This is a genomic window from Stenotrophomonas maltophilia, assembly GCF_013464485.1.
GTDB classification, from domain to species: domain Bacteria; phylum Pseudomonadota; class Gammaproteobacteria; order Xanthomonadales; family Xanthomonadaceae; genus Stenotrophomonas; species Stenotrophomonas maltophilia_AW.
Map to the genome: position 1 here is coordinate 78864 of NZ_RAUX01000034.1, position 23637 is coordinate 102500.

20 protein-coding genes are annotated in these 23637 nt (G+C 68.4%); 6 read left to right on the top strand and 14 right to left on the bottom strand.

All coding sequences use genetic code 11. The features are described 5' to 3' along the window. Positions 1-15: 15 nt before the first annotated feature. The 4 genes from D7Y61_RS16040 to D7Y61_RS16055 form a co-directional block, all read right to left on the bottom strand. Positions 16-909, bottom strand: coding sequence for an SPOR domain-containing protein (locus D7Y61_RS16040; protein WP_180867693.1), 894 nt, complete (start codon positions 907-909; stop codon positions 16-18). Positions 910-930: 21 nt separating this feature from the next. Continuing rightward, a complete protein-coding gene (gene argS, locus D7Y61_RS16045) occupies positions 931-2619 on the bottom strand; it encodes an arginine--tRNA ligase (RefSeq protein WP_180867695.1) in 1689 nt (562 codons plus the stop codon). A gap of 114 nt (positions 2620-2733) precedes the next feature. After that, positions 2734-3438 (bottom strand): RadC family protein, encoded by a 705-nt coding sequence (gene radC / locus D7Y61_RS16050; RefSeq protein ID WP_180867696.1) that lies wholly within the window; start codon positions 3436-3438, stop codon positions 2734-2736. 70 nt (positions 3439-3508) lie between these two features. Next, positions 3509-4135 (bottom strand): response regulator transcription factor, encoded by a 627-nt coding sequence (locus D7Y61_RS16055; protein WP_180867698.1) that lies wholly within the window; start codon positions 4133-4135, stop codon positions 3509-3511. A gap of 228 nt (positions 4136-4363) precedes the next feature. Here D7Y61_RS16055 and coaBC point away from each other — a divergent pair, with 228 nt between their 5' ends. From coaBC to D7Y61_RS22650, 3 genes are read left to right on the top strand one after another with little or no spacing between them, the layout of a single operon-like run. Further along, the gene (gene coaBC / locus D7Y61_RS16060; protein ID WP_180867700.1) at positions 4364-5626 is read left to right on the top strand and encodes a bifunctional phosphopantothenoylcysteine decarboxylase/phosphopantothenate--cysteine ligase CoaBC; all 1263 of its coding nucleotides are present in this window, start codon (positions 4364-4366) and stop codon (positions 5624-5626) included. Then, entirely contained in the window at positions 5623-6096 is a 474-nt protein-coding gene (gene dut / locus D7Y61_RS16065) for a dUTP diphosphatase (protein ID WP_180867701.1), read from the top strand. Before coaBC ends, dut begins: the two co-directional genes overlap by 4 nt. Before the next feature lie 12 nt (positions 6097-6108). After that, positions 6109-8457: a phosphomannomutase/phosphoglucomutase gene (locus D7Y61_RS22650; RefSeq protein ID WP_258010398.1), complete on the top strand. Its 2349-nt coding sequence runs from the start codon at positions 6109-6111 to the stop codon at positions 8455-8457. 315 nt (positions 8458-8772) lie between these two features. Here D7Y61_RS22650 and D7Y61_RS16075 read toward each other — a convergent pair whose 3' ends face one another. From D7Y61_RS16075 to pyrE, 8 genes are all read right to left on the bottom strand, one after another. Continuing rightward, positions 8773-9486 carry a response regulator transcription factor gene (locus tag D7Y61_RS16075; RefSeq protein WP_180867703.1) on the bottom strand — a complete coding sequence of 238 codons (714 nt, stop codon included), beginning with the start codon at positions 9484-9486 and terminating at the stop codon, positions 8773-8775. Next, positions 9467-12127, bottom strand: coding sequence for a sensor histidine kinase (locus tag D7Y61_RS16080; RefSeq protein WP_180867705.1), 2661 nt, complete (start codon positions 12125-12127; stop codon positions 9467-9469). The genes D7Y61_RS16075 and D7Y61_RS16080 overlap by 20 nt, the downstream gene beginning before the upstream one ends. Before the next feature lie 51 nt (positions 12128-12178). Continuing rightward, a complete protein-coding gene (kdpC, locus tag D7Y61_RS16085; RefSeq protein ID WP_180867707.1) occupies positions 12179-12829 on the bottom strand; it encodes a potassium-transporting ATPase subunit KdpC in 651 nt (216 codons plus the stop codon). Further along, positions 12826-14898 carry a potassium-transporting ATPase subunit KdpB gene (gene kdpB, locus D7Y61_RS16090; RefSeq protein ID WP_180867708.1) on the bottom strand — a complete coding sequence of 691 codons (2073 nt, stop codon included), beginning with the start codon at positions 14896-14898 and terminating at the stop codon, positions 12826-12828. The genes kdpC and kdpB overlap by 4 nt, the downstream gene beginning before the upstream one ends. 10 nt (positions 14899-14908) lie before the next feature. Further along, positions 14909-16618 (bottom strand): potassium-transporting ATPase subunit KdpA, encoded by a 1710-nt coding sequence (gene kdpA / locus D7Y61_RS16095; RefSeq protein ID WP_180867710.1) that lies wholly within the window; start codon positions 16616-16618, stop codon positions 14909-14911. Between the two features lie 12 nt (positions 16619-16630). Beyond that, positions 16631-16723, bottom strand: a complete 93-nt coding sequence (locus D7Y61_RS16100) for a potassium-transporting ATPase subunit F (RefSeq protein ID WP_005407770.1) — start codon at positions 16721-16723, stop codon at positions 16631-16633. A gap of 174 nt (positions 16724-16897) precedes the next feature. Continuing rightward, positions 16898-17560, bottom strand: a complete 663-nt coding sequence (locus D7Y61_RS16105) for a hypothetical protein (RefSeq protein ID WP_180867712.1) — start codon at positions 17558-17560, stop codon at positions 16898-16900. 18 nt (positions 17561-17578) lie between these two features. Next, on the bottom strand, positions 17579-18238 hold the full coding sequence (pyrE, locus tag D7Y61_RS16110) for an orotate phosphoribosyltransferase (protein ID WP_010486876.1): 660 nt from the start codon (positions 18236-18238) through the stop codon (positions 17579-17581). 161 nt (positions 18239-18399) lie between these two features. On the opposite strand from pyrE, the gene D7Y61_RS16115 reads away from it, so the two are divergent. The 3 genes from D7Y61_RS16115 (at position 18400) to D7Y61_RS16125 (ending at position 20809) form a co-directional block, all read left to right on the top strand. Further along, positions 18400-19200 (top strand): exodeoxyribonuclease III, encoded by an 801-nt coding sequence (locus tag D7Y61_RS16115; RefSeq protein ID WP_180867714.1) that lies wholly within the window; start codon positions 18400-18402, stop codon positions 19198-19200. Then, complete coding sequence (locus D7Y61_RS16120; protein WP_180867716.1) at positions 19197-20501, top strand: AmpG family muropeptide MFS transporter; 1305 nt, start codon at positions 19197-19199, stop codon at positions 20499-20501. Before D7Y61_RS16115 ends, D7Y61_RS16120 begins: the two co-directional genes overlap by 4 nt. Before the next feature lie 77 nt (positions 20502-20578). Continuing rightward, positions 20579-20809, top strand: a complete 231-nt coding sequence (locus D7Y61_RS16125; RefSeq protein WP_180867718.1) for a hypothetical protein — start codon at positions 20579-20581, stop codon at positions 20807-20809. Between the two features lie 79 nt (positions 20810-20888). Here the strand turns inward: D7Y61_RS16125 and D7Y61_RS16130 are convergent, their stop codons facing one another. Beyond that, positions 20889-22016 (bottom strand): anhydro-N-acetylmuramic acid kinase, encoded by a 1128-nt coding sequence (locus D7Y61_RS16130; protein WP_180867720.1) that lies wholly within the window; start codon positions 22014-22016, stop codon positions 20889-20891. Positions 22017-22081: 65 nt separating this feature from the next. After that, entirely contained in the window at positions 22082-23554 is a 1473-nt protein-coding gene (locus D7Y61_RS16135; RefSeq protein ID WP_180867722.1) for a M23 family metallopeptidase, read from the bottom strand. Positions 23555-23637: the final 83 nt, after the last annotated feature.

The window sequence follows — 23637 nt, forward strand, 5'->3', positions numbered from 1 at the left end:
GCCCGGCTTTCTCATTTACTGCGCCTTGATCGCCATCGCCTGCAGGCCGGTGCCATCCAGCTTCTGCTTGGCTTCGGACAACTCGCCGGCGCTGCCATACGGCCCCATGCGCACCCGGTACACGGTCTTGCCGTTGATCTGCGCCGATTCCACGCGCGCCGCCAGGCCCATCATCGCCAGCTTGGCCTTGGTTGCCTCGGCATCGCCAGAGGCACCGAAGGCACCGGCCTGCAGGATGTAGCGGGCGTTGTCAGTGGCCGGTGCGGCAGCGACCGCAGTGCTGGCCGCCGGTGCGGGTTCCGTGCGCGGCGGCTGGGCCGCGGCGGCAGCGCTGGTCGAGGCTGCCGGCGTGCTGGCCGGCGGCGTCGCCGCGGCCGGGCGCTCGCTCAGTGGCGCTGGCAGCGGACGGCTGGTGGCAGTCACCGGCGCGGTGCTGGCCACGCTGGCCGTAGCCGTCGGCGTGGTGGCTGCCGCCGGCGGAACCGGCTTGCCTTCCAGCGCAGCCTGCGCGCGTGATGCTTCGGCCTTGGCTCGGCGCTGATCTTCGGCACGTGCGCTGGCGGCCAGTTCGGCGTCGGACATCTCGACTTCCTTGCCCGGCAGCAGGGTATAGAAGTCGTACTGGGTGGCGGCCGGCTTTTCCGGTTCGGCCGGCTTCGGCGTGGCCGGCTGCGCGGCCGGCTGGGTGCCGACATCGCTGTCGGCATCAGCGACCGGGGCCGGCTGTGCGTTCGGATTCGGCTGCGGACCGGCGCGCAGGAAGCCATCGCCTTCGCCCTTGAACAGGTTCGGCGCCGCCAGGAACACCACGGCCGCGATCGCTACACCGGCCACCAGCCACACCCATCCGGGTGTGCCCTGGCTGCCGCTGTTGCGTCGTGCCTGGCTTTTGCCGCGTCGTGCTGCCATGTGTACTGCGTCTCCTGATGCTTACATTTTTTCCGGGGCGCTGACGCCCAGGAGTTCGAGGCCGTTGGCCAGTACCTGGCGCGCCGCGCAGGCCAGTGTCAGCTTGGCGTTGCGATCGGCGGCGTCGTCCACCAGTACCGGCGTCCCGTGATACCACGTGTGGAAGGCATGCGCCAATTCACGCAGGTACTGCGCCACCAGATGCGGTTCCAGTGCCACGCCAGCAGCTTCCACGACTTCCGGGTAGCGCGAGATCTCGTTCATCAGCAGCATCGAGGCGTCGTCGGCAAGGCGGCCGAGGTTGCCCAGACCGTTGCCCTGGTCGTACACCAGGCCCTTCTCCTGCGCCTGGCGCAGCAGGCTGCAGACGCGGGCATGCGCGTACTGCACGTAGAACACCGGGTTGTCGTTGCTCTGCTGGCGGGCCAGATCGATGTCGAAGGTCAGCTGCGAATCGGGCTTGCGCGCAATCAGGAACCAGCGGGTCGCATCGCGGCCCGCTTCCTCGATCAGGTCGCGCAGGGTGAAGTAGCTGCCGGCACGCTTGGACAGCTTCACTTCCTCGCCGCCGCGCATGACGGTCACCATCTGGTGCAGCACGTATTCCGGCCAGCCCTGCGGAATGCCCACTTCCATCGCCTGCAGGCCGGCGCGAACGCGGGCCAGCGAACCGTGGTGGTCGGCGCCCAGCTCGGTGATCGCGCGCTCGTAGCCACGCTGCCACTTGGACAGGTGGTAGGCCACGTCCGGCACGAAGTAGGTGAAGGTGCCGTCGGACTTGCGCATCACGCGGTCCTTGTCGTCACCGAAGTCGGTGCTGCGCAGCCACAGCGCGCCGCCTTCCTCGTAGGTGTGGCCCGAGGCCTGCAGCTTGGCCACCGCCTCGGCGACCTTGCCGTCAGCGTACAGCGAGCTTTCCAGGAAATAGATGTCGAAGTCGACGCCGAACGCGGCCAGGTCCAGGTTCTGCTCGTTGCGCAGGTAGGCCACGGCGAAGCGGCGGATCGCCTGCATGTCGTCCGGGTCCTTGGCGCCAACCACGGTGCTGCCTTCCAGGTCGACGCTGGCGCCGGCCATGTAGGCACGGGCGACGTCGGCGATGTATTCACCGCGGTAGCCGCCTTCCGGCCAGCCGTCCTGGTCCGGCGCGATGCCCTTGATCCGTGCCTGGGTGGACAGCGCCAGGTTCTCGATCTGAACGCCGGCGTCGTTGTAGTAGAACTCGCGCTTGGCGTTCCAGCCGTTGGCATCGAGCACGCGCGCCACGCAGTCGCCGATCGCCGCCGCGCGGCCATGGCCGACATGCAGCGGGCCGGTCGGGTTGGCCGAGACGTACTCCACGCCCACCGTGCGGCCATTGCCGGACAGGTTGCGGCCGTAGTCGTGGGCTTCCTTGATGACCGAAGCGGCTTCACGCTGGTACGCAGCCGGGGCCAGGTGGAAGTTGATGAAGCCGGGGCCGGCGATCTCGACCTTGCTGACGTCCTCGCTGCGCGGCAGCGCCTCGACCAGCGCCTGTGCCAGTGCACGCGGATTGCTGCGCGCGGCCTTGGCCAGCAGCATCGCGGCGTTGGTGGCGAAGTCGCCGTGGTCACGGGTCTTCGGGCGCTCGACCACGAAGTCCGGCGGCAGGGAGTCGGCGGGCAGGGTGCCATTGGCGCGCAAGGCTTCGATGCCTTGGCTGATCAGGGCGCGGAGGAGATTTTTCACGAGGCCTGCTGTGAGAATGAGCGGCGGAATCGCCCATTTTAGCGCAGATACCCGCAGCCACGCTGACCGGTAGATGCCTGTGAGGGCGACCGGTGGCCCCTGGCGGGGCCGCGCTCAGCCGAACAGGCGCGGCTGGGCCTGGGCCAGCAGGCCTCGTTCAGCAAACGAAACGGGGCGGCCCTCGCCGACCACGAAGTGGTCCAGCAGGCGCACGTCCACCATCGCCAGCGCCTGCTGCAGTTCATCGGTGATGCGGGTGTCGGCACCGGAAGGCTCCGGGTCGCCGGAGGGGTGGTTGTGGCTGAGGATCACCGCTGCCGCGTTGTGCAGCAGGGCGCGCCGCACCACTTCGCGGGGGTAGACCGGGGCGGCGTTGATGGTGCCTTGGAACAGCTCTTCGCAGGCGATCAGGCGGTGGCGGTTGTCCAGGAACAGGGCCATGAAGATTTCCCTGGCCTGGCCACGCAGTCGGTGCTGCAGGTAGCGGCCGACGGCTGCCGGGTTGTTGCCGACCGCCTCGCCATGCTCCAGCTCGGCCGCCAGATAGCGATGGGCCAGTTCCAGCCCGGCCGCCAGCGTGCAACTGCGTGCCGGGCCGAGCCCGGGCAGCCGGGCCAGTTCGGCGGCGGGGCGGTCGAGCAGCACGCGCAATGGGCCGTGCGCCTGCAGCAGGTCACGCGCGGTCTGCACGGCATCGCGGCCACCGAACCCGGAGCCGAGAAACAGGGCCAGCAGTTCGGCGTCGGAAAGTGCCGTGGGCCCGCGGGCGATCAGCTTTTCGCGGGGACGTTCCTGTTCGGGCCAGTCGTGGATGGGCATGTCTGCATCATCGCCAGTGCCGATGACGGCTCCCATCAGGGCACGCCGCGTGCTGGGGTGGGGGGATGCCTCAGCCGCGCCGGGTCTGCAGGTAGTCGAAGAGCTCGTGGTTGTTCTGCAGGCCCAGCTTGCGCTTGGCCTCGGCCTTCTGTCGGCTGATCGTCTTCGGGCTGCGCCCGCAGCGCTCGGCGACTGCGTTCACGTTGAGGCCGGCTGCCAGCAGATCCAGCACTTCCTGCTCGCGCGCCGACAGCGGCGCAGGTTCGCGTGGAAACAGCAGGTCGCGGGCCTGCAGGTGGTGGCGCAGCTGCTGGGAGACGAACACCTGCCCGGCCAGTGCGGCGTTCAGTGCCTGGGGCAGGTCGGCGAAATCGGCGCACTTGTCCACCAGGCCGCTGATGCCTTCGCGCAGCAGGCCGTCCAGCAGCCCGGGATGGCGGGCGCCGGTCAGTACCACCACCGGCAGGCCAGGGTGGCGGGTGTGCAGTGCATCGATCAGTTCCAGGCCGTCCGGACCCGTACCCGGCATCGACAGATCGGTCAGCACCGCATCGCAGTCGTGCTGGTCCACCAGCTCCAGCAGCTGGGCGCCGTCAGGCGCACTGCCGACGATGTCCATCAGGTGGGTCTGCAGCACGATGCGGACGCCATGCAGGACCACGGGGTGGTCGTCGGCAATGATGATGCGTGGATGCATGCGGCTCCTCGAAGGTCGAACTGGCCAGCACATGCAGCAGCCAAGACCTGATTCTGCAAAAGCCCGGGCCCATGGGGGTATAGGAAAGGTCCGAAATCGATACCGGGAGAAGCGCGGCGCAACGCAGCCGGACTCCATCTGCTGATAGCCGCCCGCTATGTGCGCTCTGCACCGGGACATTACCGGCCATCGGGTAAGCTAGCGCCCTCGTTTGCACAGGAATTCCAGGTGGCTGACTCCCCCAACGCTTCCCCCGCGCCGCCCCGCGCGCTGGAAGGTCAGAAACTGCTGTTGTGCGTCGGAGGCGGGATCGCGGCCTACAAGGCCCTGGAGCTGGTGCGGCGCCTTCGCGACGCCGGTGCCCAGGTGCAGGTGGCGATGACCGCCGGTGCCCAGCAGTTCGTCACCCCGCTCAGTTTCCAGGCCCTGTCCGGGCAGCCGACCCGCACCACGCTGTGGGACAGTGCCGCCGAACAGGCCATGGGCCACATCGAGCTGGCCCGCTGGGCCGACCGCATCGTGGTTGCCCCCGGTACCGCCGATCTGCTGGCACGACTGGCCCAGGGCCACGCCGATGATCTGGTCAGCACCCTGTGCCTGGCCAGCACCGCGCCGCTGACCGTCTGCCCGGCGATGAACCATCGCATGTGGCTGCACCCGGCCACCCAGGCCAACATCGCCCTGCTGCGCCAGCGCGGCGCGCAGGTGATCGGACCGGTTGATGGCCCGCTGGCCGAAGGCGAATCCGGTCCCGGCCGTCTGGCCGAACCGGCCGACATCGTCGCCGCGCTGGCTGCCGTGGGTGCCCCGCAGGTGGCCGACGCCGCGCCGGAAACCCGCGCGCTGCAGGGCCTGCGCCTGCTGATCAGTGCCGGCCCGACCTATGAAGACATCGATCCGGTGCGCTATGTCGGCAACCGCAGCAGCGGCAAGATGGGCTTCGCCCTGGCCGCAGCGGCCGCCACGATGGGCGCGCAGGTGGTGCTGGTCAGCGGCCCGGTACAGTTGCCGACGCCGCCTGGCGTGCAGCGTGTCGATGTGCGCTCGGCCGCGCAGATGCGCGATGCTGTGCTGAAGTCGCTGCCGGCTGACATCTATATCGGTGCCGCCGCAGTGTCCGATTACACGCCGCGCCAAGTGGCTCCGCAGAAGCTGAAGAAGACCGCCGAGAGCCAGTCGCTGGTGATCGAGCTGGTGCGCACGCCCGATATCCTGGCCGAGGTCGCTGCACAGACGCAGTCGCTGAAGCTGGTGGTCGGCTTTGCCGCCGAAACCCACGACGTGGAGAAGTACGCGCGCGGCAAGCTGGTCGACAAGCGCCTGGATCTGGTGATCGCCAACCAGGTCGGTATCAGCGGCGGTGGCTTCGAGAGTGACAACAACGCCGCCACGGCCTTCTGGCAGGACGGTGAACAGGTATTCCCGGCCACCTCCAAGCGCGAGCTGGCCGAACAACTGCTTGCGCTGATCGCGCGGAGACTCCAGGCATGACCCAGGCTTTCACGTCCCAACCGCTGCAGGTCAAGCTGCTCGATCCGCGTTTCGGTGACAGCTGGCCGCTGCCCGCCTACGCCACCGAGGCCAGCGCCGGCATGGACCTGCGCGCGGCGCTGGATTCCGCGCTGACCCTGCAGCCAGGCGACACCGCGCTGGTGCCCAGCGGCCTGGCCATCCATATCGCCGATCCGCACCTGTGCGCGGTGATCCTGCCGCGTTCCGGGCTGGGCCACCGCCACGGCATCGTTCTCGGCAACGGCACCGGCCTGATCGACGCCGATTACCAGGGCCCGTTGCTGATCAGCGTCTGGAACCGTGGCCGCGAGGCCTTCACCATCGAGCCGGGCGATCGCATCGCGCAGCTGGTGGTCGTGCCGATTGCCCGCGTCAGCCTGCAGGTGGTGGATACTTTCACCGACAGCGTGCGGGGAACGGGTGGATTCGGCCATACCGGGGTGCGTTGACGGGGGGCATTGATGAGCGGCATCGGGGAAGGGCAGCGGGAACGGTCGTTGGGACGTAGTGCGCCACTACTGGGGGTGCTGCTGGTCCTGCTCGCCGGCTGGTTCGGATGGAGCGCGGTGCAGCAGTGGCGGCAGGAAGCCGATGGCCAGGCACTGGAAGAAGCGCGTGACCAGGCCGTGCAGGGGCTGCAGGAGGCCGCTGCCGGCCAGCTGAAGCAGCTGCAGCAGCAGTTGAAGAACGAACGCGTGCAGCAGGCACTGCAGGCCGGCGACGCTGCCGCAGCGGCATTGGCGGTGCGCGAGAGCTGGACCGGGGTCGAACATGCCGAAGTGCTGCCCGCCGATCTGGCCAATGCCTATGCCGACCCTGTCACCTTCGGCTATGCCCGGCTGGCGCTGCTGGAAGCTGCGTTGGCCGACAGCAGGCCCAGCCTGCGCGTGGTCCGCGATGGCGGTGGCAACCGCCTTGGTCTGGCCGCGGCCGTGCAGCTGGGCAGCCTTGGTCCGGCAGTGCTGTATGTGCGCCAGCCGTTGCTGCGCCTGACCTCGCCGCTGGACCAGGTGAGTGCGCCGTCCTCGGGCTTCCTTGGCCTGCGCCAGGGCACGCATGACCTTGTTGCCCAGGGCGATGCCAGTCTGGCCGAAAGCGCCGAGGCGCTGGCACGACCGGTCGCCGGCACGCCGCTGCGACTGGTGGCCGCCGTACCCAACGTCGAAGCCGGCCCACTGGGCCTGGGTTCGCTGGCCAGCGCCATCGTCGCCCTGCTGCTGGCCTTCATTGCCGTGCTGCTGGTGGTCGGTCGTGGCCGCCTGCCGAAGACCCTGCCGTTGCCGCGCCGCGCCGCTGTGGCCGAGGCCGATCATGGCCCGACCTTGAGTGAGAGCCTGCAGATGGCGCCGCCACCAGTGGCCACCGTCGCCAGCGAGCAAAGCGCGCCGCCGCCGCCGCCGCCGCCGGTGCCAGCCGAGGAGCTGGCGGCCGGGATCTTCCGTGCCTACGACATCCGTGGCGTGACCGGTAGCGAACTGACGCCGAAGTCCGCCGCGCTGATCGGCCAGGCCATCGGCACCGTGGCGCTGGAACAGGGGCTGCGCGAGGTGGTGATCGGCCGTGATGGCCGCCTGTCCGGCCCGGAGCTGGCGGCGGGCCTGGCCGAAGGCCTGCGCCGCGCCGGTTGCGCGGTGATCGACATCGGCCTGGCGCCGACCCCGGTGGTGTACTACGCGGCTTTCCACCTGCGTACCGGCACCTGCGTGGCGGTCACCGGCAGCCACAATCCGCCCGAGTACAACGGCTTCAAGGTGGTCATCGGCGGCGAGACGTTGTCTGGCGATGCGATCACCGATCTCTACCAGCGCATTGTCGAAGGGCGCCTGGTGCAGGCGGCCGAACCGGGTGACTACCAGCAGCGCGATGTCAGCGCGGACTACATCCAGCGCATTGCCGATGACGTGCAGCTGGACCGTCCGCTGAAGGTCGTGGCCGATGCCGGCAACGGTGTGGCCGGTGCACTTGCGCCGCAGCTGCTGGAGGCGATCGGTGCCGACGTCATTCCGCTGTACTGCGATGTCGACGGTACGTTCCCCAACCATCATCCCGACCCCAGCGAACCGGCCAACCTGGAAGACCTGGTGCAGACCGTCAAGCGCTTCGGTGCCGACCTGGGCGTCGCCTTTGATGGCGACGGCGACCGCCTGGGTGTGGTCACCGGTGAAGGGAAGATCATCTATGCCGACCGCCTGCTGATGCTGTTCGCCGCCGATGTGCTGATGCGCAATCCGGGTGCGATGGTGATCTACGATGTGAAGTGCACCGGCACGCTGTCCGACCACGTGCTGCGCAATGGCGGCAGCCCGTTGATGTGGAAGACCGGGCACTCGCTGATGAAGGCGAAGATGCGCGAGACCGATGCGGAACTGGCCGGCGAGATGAGTGGCCACTTCTTCTTCAAGGAACGCTGGTTCGGCTTCGACGATGGCCTGTATGCGGCCGCACGCCTGCTGGAGATCCTGGCCCAGCGCGAGGAAACCCCGGACGAGGTGCTGGCCGAGCTGCCGGAGAGGGTGGCCACGCCGGAACTGAAGGTGCCGGTGGCCGAAGGCACGCCGCATGCGCTGGTGGCGATGCTGGTGGCGGCGGCGCAGTCGCCGGACAACCCGTATGTGGGCGGCCGCCTGTCGACCATCGACGGCCTGCGCGTGGATTTTCCCGATGGCTGGGGCCTGGTGCGTGCCTCCAACACCACGCCGGTGCTGGTGCTGCGTTTCGAAGGCAACGACGAGGCGGCACTGGAACGCATCCAGGCGCTGTTCCGCAGCCAGCTTCAGCCGGTGCTGGGCGACGCCCCGCTGGGTTTCTGAGACGGGGCCGGGCTGCGCCCGGCACCCGCCGATGCAACATCAACATCAACATCAAAAGCGGGCATTCCGTGGGATGGTGGGGCGGTGTCGGAGTGCGGGGACGCCGTAAACCCGTCCCTGGGGGCTTGGCAGCCGCATCCATGCGGCTGACACCCCGCACTCCGACAGCGCCCCACCTCTGACAGCGCCCCACCTCTGACGGATTCCTGCGGCTTTTGGTAGGTGTCGACCTTGGTCGACACGGTAGATCCACGGCATGCGTGGATGCTCTTCCGAAATCGCTTTGGTGGATGCCGACCGTTGGTCGGCACGCCCTCACCCCTTGAACCGCAATCCCACGCCCGGTTCGGTGAACAGGTAGCGCGAATCCAGCGCTGAATCGCCCAGCTTGTGCCGCAGCTTGCCGACCAGGATGCGCAGGTAGTGGGTGTCGTGCTGGTGGGTCGGGCCCCAGATTTCCTGCAGGATCTGCGGCTGGGTCACCACACGGCCGGCATTGCGCAGCAGTAGCGACAGCAGCGCGTATTCCTTGCGGGTCAGCGCCACCGGCTCGCCATCGAGCGCCACTTCGCGGCGCACCAGGTCCACGTGCAGGTGGCCATCGTCGAACACCGGTGGCGTGCCGTCGGTCGGCACACTGCGCGTGCGCAGCAGTGCCCGCACCCTTGCCATCAGTTCCTGGGTACCGAACGGCTTCGTTACATAGTCGTTCGCGCCGTTGTCCAGCGCCCGCACCTTTTCCGTCTCACCGGCGCGAACGGTGAGCATGATCACCGGTACCTGGCTCCACTGCCGCAGCTGCTCCAGCACCTCATGGCCTTCCATGTCCGGCAGGCCGATGTCCAGGATCACCAGGTCCATGTCTTCGCTGGCCGCCATCTGCAGGCCTTCCTGGCCGGTCGCGGCCTGACGCACCTGGTAGCCCTGCGCGCGCAGGCTGATGTCCAGGAACCGGCGGATCTGGGTTTCGTCATCGATCACCAGCACGCGCGGGGCCGGCGCGCTGGCATCAGTCGGAGTCGGGCTCATCATGGGACGCTGGCTTGAGCAGGGGCAGGGTGATGCGGATCAGGGTACCGCGACCGTCGCGTCCGGGCAGCGCCTGCACGCTGCCGCCATGCGCACCGATCATGCCTTGGCAGATGGTCAGGCCCAGGCCGGTGCCGTGGCGGCCGCGGTCACCGCGCTCGACGCTGTAGAACATGTCGAAGATGCGTGCGCGCTCGTCGTCGGGAATGCCGGGGCCAGCATCGATCACGTCGATGCGCAGCTGCCCGTCCAGCTCGCGCGCCTGCACCTGCACGGCGGCGTCGGGCGGCGAGAACTTGGCGGCGTTCTCCATCACGTTGAACACCGCCTGTTCGACCAGTGCCGGGTGTACCCAGATCGGCGCCAGCGTGGAAGGAATATCCAGCTCCAGCCGTACCTTCGGCTGGTAGCGCTGCAGGCGCCGCGCCGCCGAGCCGATCAGCTCGTCCACGCCGATCCAGTCTCGGTTGATCTTCAGGCCTTCGTGGCCGAGCCGGGTCATGTCCAGCAGGTTCTGGATGTAACGGTCCAGGCGCTCGCCTTCGACCAGGATGGTATCGAGCAGGGCGCGGCGATCAGCCGTATCCATCGCTGCGCCATAGCTGGCCAGGCTGTCGGCCGAACCGATCATTGCCGCCAGCGGCGAGCGCAGGTCATGCGATACCGAAGAAAGCAGGGCCGAGCGCAACCGCTCGGTCTCGTTGCTGACGTGCGCCTGCTCCAGTTCGGCCACCAGCTGCGTACGCAGCGCGGCCTGGGCGATGTCGTCGACCATCGCCTCGGCCAGCTGCCGCTGCTCGGGTAGCAGGCGCGCCTGTGCGCCGGGAAGGTACAGGCCAGCCACGCCGATCGCACGATCCTCGCCATCCAGCAAGGGCAGGAACCACCATTGCGCACCGGCCAGGGTATCGGTGAAGCGACCGCTGGATTGCCCGTGGCGCAGCGCCCAGTCGGCAGCCGCCAAGTCGGTATCACCCGGCTGGCTGCGGCCGCCGGTGGCGGTGTCGGCACCGATCCGCAGCCACGCTGGGGCATCCATCGCCTGTTCCAGCGCATGTCGCCCGGCCTGCGCCACCTCGCCGTTGCCGGCCGCGCTGGCCAGCTGCCGGCCCAGCTGCTGGCGTGCACGCGCATGGCGGTTGGCCGCGCGCAGTGCGATCACCTGCATGCGCAGGCGCGAGGCCAGGCGGCCGGCCACCAGCGCCGCGGCCAGGAACAGGAACACAGTGATCACGCCCTGGCGCGCACCGATGGCGAAGGTGAAGCGCGGTGCGATGAACAGGAAGTTGTAGGCGAGGAAGCACAGGATTGCCGCCATCACCGCCACGCTGGCACGGGTGCGTGCAGCCACCAGCACCACCGCCACGATGAACACCATCGACAGGTCGGCCATGCCCACCCAGCGCTCGGCCAGCCATGCCACCGCACAGGCCAGCGCCGTGGCGACCAGCGCCTGCACCGGCTCGTAGCTGATGCCGCGTACAGGTGGCAGCAGGCCCTCGCGGCGCGAGCGCGCACGGGCCTGCGGGGTGCTGATGATGGTGATCTCGTAATGCGCGCCGCGCTGGATCAGCTGTTGGGTCAACGTGCGGTTGAACATCCGTGCCAGCGGCCGCTCGCGGGTGCGCCCCAGCACCAGGGTCGATACGCCGTTGTGCGCGGCGTGGTCGAGCAGCGCATCGGCGATGCTCGATCCGTGCAGCAGTTCGGCGTCGCCGCCCAAGCGCCGTGCCAGTGCGAAGGCCGCATCGATCTCGCGCCGGGTCGCTTCGTCCTGGCGCCGGCCCTGCACGGTCACCACGGTCCACGGTGCGTCACGGCGTTCGGCGATGCGGCGTGCCACACGCACCAGGTACTCGCTCTGGCCCCCCCCATCAATCGCCACCAGCACGCCGCGACGCAGCGGCAGGTTGCTCTCGCCACGGGCAGCGCGTGCCTCGCGCAGGCTGCTGTCGACGCGGTCGGCGGCCTCCTGCATGGCCAGCTCGCGCAGCGCGGTCAGGTTGGCCGGCGAGAAGAACGCCTGCAGGGCCTGCGCGGCCTGTTCCGGCACATAGACCTTGCCCTGCTGCAGGCGCGCGATCAGCTCGCGCGGCGGCAGGTCGACCAGCACGATGTCGTGCAGGCGGTCGAGCACGACATCGGGCACGGTCTCGCTGACCCGCACACCGGTGATGCGCATCACCACATCATTGAGGCTTTCCAGATGCTGGATGTTGACCGTGGTCCAGACGTCGATGCCGGCGTCCAGCAGCTCCATCACATCCTGCCAGCGCCGCTCGTGGCGGCTGCCCGGTGCATTGCGATGGGCCAGCTCGTCAACGAGCACCAACGCCGGATGCCGTGCGAGCACGGCATCCAGATCCATCTCCTGCAGGGCGTGGCCGTGATAGGCCACGTCCTTCAGCGGCAATTGCGGCAAGCCCTCCAGCAATGCCTGGGTATCGGCACGGCCATGGGTTTCCACCAGCCCGACCACCAGGTCGACGCCGCGGCGCAGCTGCTCCTGCGCGCGGGTCAGCATGGCGTAGGTCTTGCCCACGCCGGGCGCCGCACCGAGGAACACGGTCAGCTTGCCGCCGGCTTCGCGTTGCAGGCCTTCGACCAGGGCATCGGCCTGGCGGGTACGTGCATCAGTCATGGGAGCCGCTGTCATGGCCGCCATTGTGCGCGCAGCCGGTGCCGGCCGGCATCACGGTGCCTTGGCTGCATGGTCCAGCGCAAAGTTCAACGTCACCACGTTCACCCGCGGCTGCCCGAACAGGCCCCATTGGCGGCCTGCGGTATGCGCCTGCACCAGTGCCTGCACGCGCTCCACCGGCAGCCCCCGCGCACGCGCCACGCGCGCCACCTGCAGCTGTGCGGCGGCCGGAGACAGCTGCGGATCCAGGCCGCCACCGGACTGGGTGACCAGGTCCGCCGGCACCTGCGCCGGCGCGACACCTTCGCGCGCCGCGACCGCAGCAGTGCTGGCGGCAACGCGCTCGGCCAACGCCGGGTTGCTGCGCGCCATGTTGGAACCGGCCGCCGCCATCGGATCGTAGTTGGCCGCCGACGGCCGCGCCTGGAAGTAGCCATCACCGGTGAACGGCTGCGCCAGCCACACCGAGCCGCGCACCTGGCCACGGTCATCGCGCAGCAGGCTGCCTTCGGCCTGTCCCGGGAATGCCAGGCCGGCAAAGCCGGTTGCAATGCCGGCGTAGACCGCACCGGCCAGCAGCAGGGTAGCCAGGCCCAGGCCGATCGCCGGGCGCCAGCTGGCACCGTCCTGCAAGCTGGCCACGCGGGCCTCGGCCTTCGGTTCACGGGACAGGGAAGAAGAGGTGGAAGCAGAACGGTTCATGCGCCGAATACCAGGACAAGAAGGAGGTCGATCAGCTTGATTGCCGCGAACGGCAGCAACACGCCGCCGAGGCCGTACACCAGCATGTTCCGGCGCAGCAGCGCCGTCGCGGTGGCCGGGCGGAAGCGCACGCCACGCAGGGCGAGCGGGATCAGTGCGGGAATCACCAGGGCATTGAAGATCAGCGCCGCCAGCACCGCGTTGCGCGGGCTCGACAGCTGCATCACGTTCAGTGCGGCCATGGTCGGCACCGCGGCGGCAAACAGCGCGGGCAGGATCGCGAAGTACTTGGAGACGTCGTTGGCCAGCGAGAAGGTGGTCAGCGCGCCGCGGGTGATCAGCTGCTGCTTGCCCACTTCCACCACCGCCAGCAGCTTGGCCGGATCCGAATCGAGGTCGACCATGTTGCCGGCTTCCTTCGCCGCCTGCGTGCCGGAGTTCATTGCCAGGCCAATGTCGGCCTGGGCCAGCGCCGGGGCGTCGTTGGTGCCGTCGCCCACCATCGCCACCAGTCGGCCACCGGCCTGCTCCTGGCGGATGCGCGCCAGCTTGTCTTCCGGGCGGGCCTCGGCGATGTAGTCGTCGACGCCGGCCTCGGCAGCGATGGCGGCGGCGGTCAGCGGGTTGTCACCGGTGATCATCACCGTGCGGATGCCCATCGCCCGCAGTTGCGCGAACTTCTCGCGCATGCCGTGCTTGACCACGTCCGAAAGCTCGATCACGCCCAGCACGTGGCGGCCCTCGGCCACCACCAGCGGGGTGGCGCCATTGCGTGCCACCTGCTCGACGCGTCCGGCAAGTTCCGCAGGCACGTTGCCCCCCAGCGCCTGCACGTGGGCACGGATCGCATCCGCGGCTCCCTTGCGGATCTGCCGCCCGGGCTCCTGACCAGGCTGGGCCAGATCCACGCCGGACATGCGGGTCTGGGCAGTGAAGGCCAGGTAGTCGGCATGGTCCGGTTCGGCGGTGGCGCAGCCCTGTTCGCGCGCCAGGCGCACGATCGACTTGCCTTCCGGGGTCGGGTCGGCCAGCGAAGACAGCAGCGCTGCTTCACGCAGCTGGCTGGCATCGATACCGGCCAACGGATGGAAGTGGCTGGCCTGGCGGTCGCCGTAGGTGATGGTGCCGGTCTTGTCCAGCAGCAGCACGTCCACGTCGCCGGCCACTTCCACCGCCTTGCCCGATTTGGCCAGCACGTTGGCGGCCAGCGCACGGTTCATGCCGGCGATGCCGATGGCCGGCAGCAGGCCACCGATGGTGGTCGGAATCAGGCACACCAGCAGCGCGATCAGCAGCAGCGGGTCGACCTGCACGCCTACTGCCGCACCGATGGCCGGCAGCGTTGCCACCACCACCAGGAAGGTCAGCGTCATCGCCGCCAGCAGCAGCGTCAGCGCGATCTCGTTCGGGGTCTTCTGCCGGTTGGCACCTTCCACCAGCGCGATCATCCGGTCCAGGAAGCTGTGGCCCGGCTCGGCGGTCACCCGCACGATGATCTGGTCGGACAGCACCTTGGTGCCGCCGATCACGCCGGAACGGTCGGTGCCAGCCTCGCGCAGCACCGGTGCCGATTCGCCGGTCACCGCCGCTTCGTTGATGGTGGCCAGGCCCTGCACGATCTCGCCATCGGCCGGTACCAGTTCACCGGCACTGACGATCACATGGTCGCCCGGGCGCAGTTCCGCGGCCGGCACCTGGGTTTCGGCAGCACCCGGCTGTGGTGCGGCCAGACGGCGCGCCACCAGATCCTGGCGGGCGCGGCGCAGCGAGGCGGCCTGGCCACGGCCGCGTGCTTCGGCCACGGCTTCGGCGAAATTACCGAACAGCACGGTTACCAGCAGGATCGCGGTCACCGCCAGGCCGAAGCCCAGCGGCGCGGTGCCGGTCAGGGTGACGATGGCCGCCACGATCGTGCCAGCCATCACCACCGCCATCACCGGGCTGCGTACCAGGTGCATCGGCGACAGCTTGCGCACCGCTTCGATCAGTGCACGGCGAAAGCCGGCGCCATCGAGCAGGGCAGGTCGCGCTGCGTGGGAACTACGGGTTGAACTTGCTTGGGTACTCATCGGGGTGTCCTTAGTGCAGTCCCAGGCTCAGGTGGTCGGCGATCGGGCCGAGTACCAGCGCCGGCATGAACTGCAGCACGGTCAGGATGACGATCACCGAGACCAGGGTCAGGGCGAAGGTCGGGGTTTCGATCTGCAGGCTGCCGGCAGACTCCGGCGCCTGGCGCTTCGCGGCGAGCTGTGCGGCAACCACCAGTGGGATGATCAACAGCGGGAAGCGGCCCAGCAGCAGCACCAGCGAGCAGCTCAGGTTCCACCACAGCGTGGCGTCGCCCAGCCCTTCGAAGCCCGAGCCGTTGTTGGCGTAGGCCGAGACGTATTCGTAGAAGACCTGGCTGATGCCATGGAAACCGGGGTTGGAGGTGCCGGCCAGGCCGGGCACGGCCAGGGTGATCGCGGTGAACACCAGCAGGGTGATCGGCTGCAGCAGCACCAGCAGGGCCAGCAGGCGTACCTGCGGCGTCTCCAGCTTGCGGCCGAACAGTTCCGGGGTGCGCCCGGTCATCAGCCCGGCCAGGAACACGCCCAGCAGCAGGTACACGATGAACTGCTGCAGGCCGCAGCCGATGCCACCCCAGATGGCGCTGACCAGCATGTTGACCATCGCGATGCCACCACTGAGTGGCGCCAGCGAATCGTGCATGCCGTTCACCGAGCCATTGGAGACCTGCGTTGTCACCGCGGCCCACAATGCGGTGCCATCGGCGCCGAAGCGCACCTCCTTGCCTTCCATCAGCAGAGGGGTGGCCGCGCTGGCGCTATGGCCCTCGCTCCACATCATGGCGCCAGTGGACAGCAGCGACATGCCCAGCATGCAGCTGAACACCAGTGCGCCGAAGCGGCGCCGGCCGGTGAAAGCACCGATCATGAAGATCACTGCCATCGGCACCAGCAGGATGCCGACGATCTCCAGCGCGTTCGACAGCGGTGTCGGGTTCTCCAGCGGGAAGCTGCTGTTCGGGCCATACCAGCCGCCACCGTTGGCGCCCAGCTGCTTGGCCGCGACCATCGCCGCCACCGGGCCCAGCGGCAGTTTCTGCTCGGCCATGCCGGCGCTGGCATCGATCGGCGTGGCCTGCGGCCCGCCCGCCATCGTTGCTGGCACGCCCTGGCTGGTCAGCACCAGCGTCCACACCAGGCACAACGGCAACAGGAAGCGCACGCACAGGCGCACCACGTCCACGTAGTAGTTGCCGACCGCCACCTGACGGTCATCGCCGGCCCCGGTGGCCGCCGCAGCCTGCGGCGCACGCGAGAACAACGCGCGCAGCGTCGCCACCGCCAGCGCCAGGCCCATCATCGGCGTCACCACCTGCAGGCCGGTGATACCGGTCATCTGCGAGAGGTAGGACAGCTGCGCCTGGCCCGAATAGTGCTGCTGGTTGGTGTTGGTCAGGAACGAGATCATCGTGTGCAGCGCGGTGTCCCAGCGCATGTTCGGGATCTGGTCCGGGTTCAACGGCAACCAGGCCTGGGTCATGAACACCGCCTGGGTCAGCACCGCGACCACCACGTTGCTCAGCACGAAGGCCAGCACGTAGCCGCGCCAGGACATCGAGCGCGACGGGTCGACACCGAACGTCCTGTACAGCGGCTTTTCGATCCAGTGGAACAACACGTCCACCTTCATCGGCGCACCGCGCATCACGCGGGCCAGGTACAGGCCCAGCGGCCACGCCAGCAGCAGGCTGGCGGCAATAATCACAAGCATCTCAGTCATGGCAGGCTCCGCTCAGAACGACTCGGGCCGCAGCACGACATAGAGAAGATAAGCGGCGGCGACCAGCACCAGCACGCCACACAACAACGACAGCCAGGGGGACATTGCAATAGCGTCCTGGTGGAACCCCTCCACCTCAGGCCGCCATCGTCGTCCTGCCCCCCATAAACGCACTACGCGCCGGACCGGGCCGACGCGTAAAGAGTGCATAAATTCGATGGGCCAACCCGTAACCAGGCCACGGGTAGCGCCGGGCCATGCCCGGCGGCAGGAGCGTCGTCAGCCCGCCGGGGCAGCCGGCGCCACGCCCTTCAGCTCGCGATAGCGCTGCAGGGTACTTTCGATTTCCGCCCTCAACGCCTGCTGCTGCTGCAGGAATCCGGCCTGCAGGCGCTGCTGCGACTGCAGTTGCACGTGCCGCTGGCGGATCGCCTCGGCCTGCTTGTCTGCCACCTTGGCGCCGGCCAGCTCGCGATCTCCCGCCGCCGCCAGCAGGGCTACCAGCGACTCCCGCAGGCTGGTGACGTTGTACTCGGCGGTCTTCAGGTTGTTGTCCAGCACGTCCTGGCGCTCGGCGAACACCCGGCGCAGGTCATCCTCGCTGGCGTAAGTGGTCAGCATTGCCTGCTCGGTGCGCTGGCGGGTCTGCTCGGCCATCAGGTCCAGCTGCTGCTGCGCAGCCACCGTGCTGGCGGCGGCGCGCTCTTCGTCGGTCAACGCGCGCTGGACCTGCGCATTGCGCAGGCCACTCTTCGCGTTGAACTCCTCGCGGGCACGGTTCACCGCATCAGCCGGCAGCGAATCACTGCAGATTCGCTCCTTGCCCTCGTTCCAGCAGTACAGCTTCTTCTCCACCTTGTCGCCGCCCCGCGATTGCGCGGGTACGGTGAACGGCACGGCCAGCAGCAAGCCAGCAAAGAGGACAGCAGGAACTCGGGACATGACCTTTCCCCTGGACGGTCAGCGGATCGAACGGACGCCGTACTGGGCCCGGTAGGCTTCCAGCGGCTGCCGGTAACCCACAAGTTCCGGGTTGCCGGAGGCGAAATCAAGCAGATCGGCCAGCGACGCCACAGCGATCACCGGAATGCCGGCTTCCTCGGCCACCGATTGTGCCGCCGAGCGGCGGTCGGTCTCCGAAGCGATCTCCTGGCGGTCCAGCGCCACCACGATGCCAGCCGGGGTGCCGCCGGCGGCACGGATGATGCCCAGCGCTTCGCGGATCGCAGTACCGGCGGTGATCACGTCATCAACGATCAGCACGCGCTTGCCATTCATGTCGGCGCCGATCAGCTGGCCGCCTTCGCCATGGTCCTTGGCTTCCTTGCGGTTGAACGACAGCGGCAGGTCGCGGCCACGCTGGGCCAGCTCGCAGGCCATCGCGGTGGCCAGCGGAATGCCCTTGTAGGCCGGGCCGAACACCACGTCGTACTTGATCCCGGTGGCATCGATGGCATCGGCGTAGCAGGCGCCGAGCTGCGACAGCAGCGAACCGGAGTCGAAACGACCGGCGTTGAAGAAATAGGGGCTCAGCCGGCCGGACTTGAGGGTGAACTGGCCGAAGCGAAGGGCATCGGCCGTCAGGGCCAGCTGCAGGAAACGGTGGCGGTGGTCGCTCATCAAAACTCGATTCATCTTCATTTGGAGCACAAATCCTAATCCAGCTGGGCGTTTCGCGCTCGTCCGGGCCCATGTGAAGGCCACCATGGCCCTGCCTGGCGGACTGCGCAGCCCTGCAGGCAACCGGTATGCTTGCCCGGTTTCCCGCCGCAGGTCCCCGCATGCGCATCATCAGTTTCAACGCCAATGGCATCCGTTCCGCCGCGACCAAGGGCTTCCTTGACTGGTTCCGTGCCCAGGACGCCGACGTCCTGTGCATCCAGGAGACCAAGGCCCAGGAAGACCAGCTGACCGACCCGATGTTCCGCCCGGATGGCCACCACTGCTTCTACCGCGATGCCATCACCAAGAAGGGCTACAGCGGCGTGGCGATCTACAGCAAGCGCGAGCCGGACCAGGTCATCACTTCGCTGGGCTGGGCCCCGTTCGACGACGAAGGCCGCTACATCGAGGCGCGCTACGGAAACCTCAGCGTGGTCTCCTTCTACATCCCGTCCGGCAGCTCGGGCGACCTGCGCCAGGGTTTCAAGTTCGAAGTGATGGAATGGCTGCGGCCGATCCTCGAGAAGTGGGCGCGCAGCGGCCGCGACTACGTGCTGTGCGGCGACTGGAACATCGTGCGTTCGGCGCTGGACATCAAGAACTGGAAGTCCAACCAGAAAAACTCCGGCTGCCTGCCGGAAGAGCGCGACTGGCTCAACGCCCTGTGCGCTGACCACGGCCAGGCTACCGATGTCGCCGCCGGCCGCGGTTGGGCCGATGCCTACCGCCTGCTCAACCCCACCGGCGAGGACTACACCTGGTGGAGCAACCGTGGCGCCGCCCGCGCCAACAATGTCGGTTGGCGCATCGATTACCAGTTCATCACCCCGGGCCTGCGTGACCGCCTGCGCAGTTGCTCGATCTACCGCGACGAGCGCTTCTCCGACCACGCCCCGTTCACCGTGGACTACGACCTGTGACCGAGGCTGCCAAGCCGGTCAGCTACAAGGGCTGGGCAGGCATCAAGCGCGCCTTCGGTACGCCGTCGGCGCTGACCATGGCCATGCTCGGCTTCGGCAGCGGCCTGCCGTTCCTGCTGATCGCCTCGCAGACCCTTTCCACGCGCCTTCGCGATGTCGGCCTGGACCTGGGCAGCATCGGCCTGATCAGCCTGGCCAGTTTCTTCTACCTGCTCAAGTTCCTGTGGGCACCGCTGCTGGACCGCTATGCCTTCCCGCTGCTGGGCGGGCTCGGTCGCCGCCGCTCGTGGCTGCTGGTATCGCAGCTGATGGTGCTGGTCGGTCTGGTTGCGCTGGCCTTCGTGCGGCCCGAGCAGGGCGTCTGGCCGCTGGTGATGTGGGTGCTGGTGGCGTCGTTCGCCGGCGCCACCCAGGATTCGGCGGTCGATGCCTACCGCATCGAGATCGCACCGCAGGCCGCGCAGGCCGCGCTGGCCGCCACCTATACGCTGGGCTACCGGATCGGCCTGATCCTGGCAGGTGCTGGCGCGCTGTACCTGGCCCAGTTCGAGGGCTGGATCGTCGCCTATCTGGCGATGGCGGCGCTGATGCTGCTGCCGATCATCACCACTCTGCTGTGTGCCGAACCGCAGCGCCCGGCTACCGCCGTACAGCGCCGCATCGACGTTGCCGAAGCGTTCGTCCAGCCAATCACCAGCTTCTTCAGCCGCAACGGCGTGGCACTGGCATTGGTGCTGCTCGCCTTCGTCGGTCTGTTCAAGTTCCCCGACCAGGTGATCGGCGTGATGGCAGGGCCGTTCTACCTCGACTCAGGGTTCGACAAGGCCGACATTGCCACCGTCTCCAAGTTGTTCGGCGTGTGGATGGGGATCGGCGGCGCGTTCCTGGGCGGTATCGCCGTGGCCGCGTTCGGCTTCCGTCGCATGCTGCTGATGGCCGCGTTGGGCGTGGCACTGTCCAACCTTGCTTTCCTGCTGATGGCGCACAACCCAGGCAAGTTGTGGGCGTTCTATGCCGCGCTCAGTGCCGACAATCTGTTCCAGGGCTTTGCCGGCACTGTGCTGGTGGCCTTCATGTCGTCGCTGACCGACCGCAATTTCACCGCCACCCAGTACGCGTTGCTGGTCTCGCTGGCCAACCTGCCGGGCAAGTTCGTCGGTGGTGTCTCCGGTTACATCGTCGAAGCCACGTCCTACAGCACCTTCTTCATCCTCAGCTCGATCACCGTGGTGCCGACCCTGCTGCTGCTGGCATGGCTCTGGCCGCGCATCGCCGATCGCGGGCCGCCGCCGGCCGCCTGATTGCCTGCCCGCCCGGTCTGCGGGATCATCGCCCCGACGCGCCGAGGGGGCGGTGCCTTGCGAACGGGGAAGTGAGCATGGCCGACGTTGTGCTGCGGGACGTGGACCCGCTGCTGCTGGAACGTATCCGACGGGTCGCGGTCGCCCGCGGCTGGACCCACGAACAGACCTGTGCCGCCCTGCTGGAGCAGGGCTTGTTCAGCAGTGAACTGGAGGTGCGCTCCGGCTTCGGCGATCCGGAGGTGGACGCGCTCTCCGACGCCATCGCCGCCCTGCAGGCACTGCCCGCAGGGCAGGGCTTCGATTAGCGGCCGCGCCGCAATGCTGTAGTGCCGAGCCCACGCTCGGCTGCCCGGTAGATCCACGTCATGCGTGGATGACGCCACCTCACGCCAGATGGATCGCGCCGAGGATCCGCGGGCCCTTCGCCCCGGTCACGCTCGGCAGGTTGCCGGCCAGCCCGTCCATCGTCCGCTGCGCAAGCCACGCAAACCCCATCGCTTCCACGTACTCCGGGTCCAGCCCATGCACCGCGCTGGATTCCACCTGTACGCCCGGCAGCCGCGCCGCCAAGCGCTTCATCAGCTGCCGGTTGCGCACACCGCCGCCACAGACCAGCAGGCGGCGGGTCTGCGGCTGCTGCGCCAGCAGCGCATCGGCCACCGTTGCCACGGTCAGCTCCAACAGGGTGGCCTGCACATCGGCCGCAGCGTACTGGCCTTCGTCCATGTGCGCCTCGGCCCAGGCCAGGTGGAACTGCTCACGGCCCGTGCTCTTCGGCGGCGGCAGTGCGAACCATGGGTCCGAACGCCAACCGGCCAGCAGGCTGTCGTCCACCGCGCCGCTGGCCGCATAGGCGCCATCGGCATCGAAGGTGCGGCCGGTGTGACGCTGGCACCAGGCATCCATCAGTGCGTTGGCCGGGCCGGTATCGAAGCCACGTACGGCGCCCTCGCGCGGGATCAGGGTCAGGTTGGCGATACCGCCCAGGTTGAGCACCGCACGGTCCTCGTCGGCGGTGCCCAGCATGCCCAGGTGGAACGCCGGCATCAGCGGCGCGCCATGGCCCCCGGCCGCCACGTCGCGGCGGCGGAAGTCGTTTACCGTGGTGATCCCGGTCAGTTCGGCGAGACGGTTGCCATCGCCCAGCTGTACGGTGAACGCCGGGTCGGCCAGTGGGCGATGGCGTACGGTCTGGCCGTGCGAGCCGATCGCACGTACCTGGCGGCGGTCCACGCCAGCCTCGGCCAGCAGCTGGTTGGCGGCCTCGGCGAAGTGGATCGCGATCCGCGCATCCAGCTCGCCTAGCTCCTCCAGCGAGTCCAGCGGGCCGCCTTCGCCCAGCGCCACCAGCCGCGCACGCAGCACCGGCTCCCAGCGGGCGGTCAGCCCGTGCACGAAGCGGCAGCCACCGCCGTCGGGGAACTGCACCAGCGCGGCATCGATGCCATCGGCGCTGGTGCCCGACATCAGGCCAAGGTACAGGGGGGCGTCAGTGTCGGCAGTGGTGTTCATGGCGGGCATAAAAAAAGGACGCGGCAAGCTTGGGCTGCCGCGTCCTTCTTCGTCAACGCAGGGGTTCAGCCGCGCTTGCGGCCGGTCGCCTGCTTGTCCTTGGCGCTGGCCACCTCGGGGGCGGTCTCGTCGCGGCTGGTCGGTGCCGGGCTGGCATCGGCGTAGATCAGCTTTTCCATGCCCTGGATGCGGGCCATCGCCGGCGCGGTCTGCGCGCGGAAGGCCACCAGCTCGGCGCCCTTCAGCGGCTCCGGCGGCGGCATGGTCACGGTCAGCGGGTTGCGGTGCTCGCCGTTGACGCGGAATTCGTAGTGCAGGTGCGGGCCGGTGGCCAGGCCGGTCGAGCCGACATAGCCGATCACCGTGCCCTGCGCCACGCGCTGGCCGGTCTTGATGTTGGCAAAGCGCGACATGTGCCCGTACAGCGTCGTGTGGCCGCGGCCATGGTCGAGGATCACCACGTTGCCGTAGCCACGCTGCACGCCGGCAAACTGCACGCGGGCGTCGCCGGCGGCCATGATCGGGGTGCCGGTGCGCGCGGCGTAGTCCACGCCCTTGTGCATGCGCATCTTGCCCAGCACCGGGTGCTTGCGCGCGCCGAAGGTCGAGCTCAGCCGCGCGAACGGGATCGGCATGCGGATGAAGCTCTTCTTCAGCGAACGGCCATTGATGTCGTAGTACTCGGACTTGCCGTTGCGGTCGAAGCGGAAGCCGGAATAGGTCTTGCCACCGGTGGTGAAGGTCGCCGCCAGGATCTTGCTGGTGTCCACCTTCTCGCCTTCGCGCCAGGTTTCATCCATCACCACGCTGAAGCGGTCGCCCGGCTGCAGGTCCTTGGAAAAGTCGATGTCGTACTTGAAGATGTCGTCGGTCATCGTCGCGATCGCCGACGGCGACAGCCCGGCGCGCCGGGCCGCGGCATACAGCGAGCTGGTGATCTCGCCACTGGTGACCACGGTGCGCGTGGAGGTCTCGCGCTGGGTCACCTTCTCCTTGATGTCATCGCCGGCCAGGCTGAGCTCCACCCGGTTGTCGGCATCGCGGTCGAAGCGGATGCTGCGCAGGTCACCGGACAGCGGCATGTCGAAGGCGATCTCGGCGCCCGGGCGCAGCTTGGTCAGCGCCTCGCGCGCGCCGGGATGGTCCAGCACCCGGTGCAGGGTGGTGGCAGGAATGCCGGCCTTGTCGAACAGATCGCTCAGAGTCTGCCCGCGTTGCACCCGCAGTACCTGCCAGCTGTCGCCGGGAACCTGCTGTTGGCGGGCCAGGGCCAGCGGCGGCAACGGCAGCGCCAGGCTGGTGTGGCTGTCGGCGAAGGGCGCATCGATGGTGTGCGAGAAACCGGGGACGATCGTCGCCACCAGGGCGCCGATGGTCGCGAACAGGCTGGCGTGCATCCAATGGCGGCGGGTCCAGCGCTCATTGAAGGCGGCTGGCAGGTGTTGCCTGAGCTTCCGATGCAGGGCGTTGTCGTGCAGGACGTGAAGGCGTTCCTGGAAGCGCTGCTTGCGTGCGCGCCCTTGTTCGGAATTGTGCATCGGCGGTTTTTTCCTGGCAGCCCGGGAGCGCGGGCCTGATCGCCGGTTACCATAGACACCTGAGAAAACCGCGTCAAACCCTT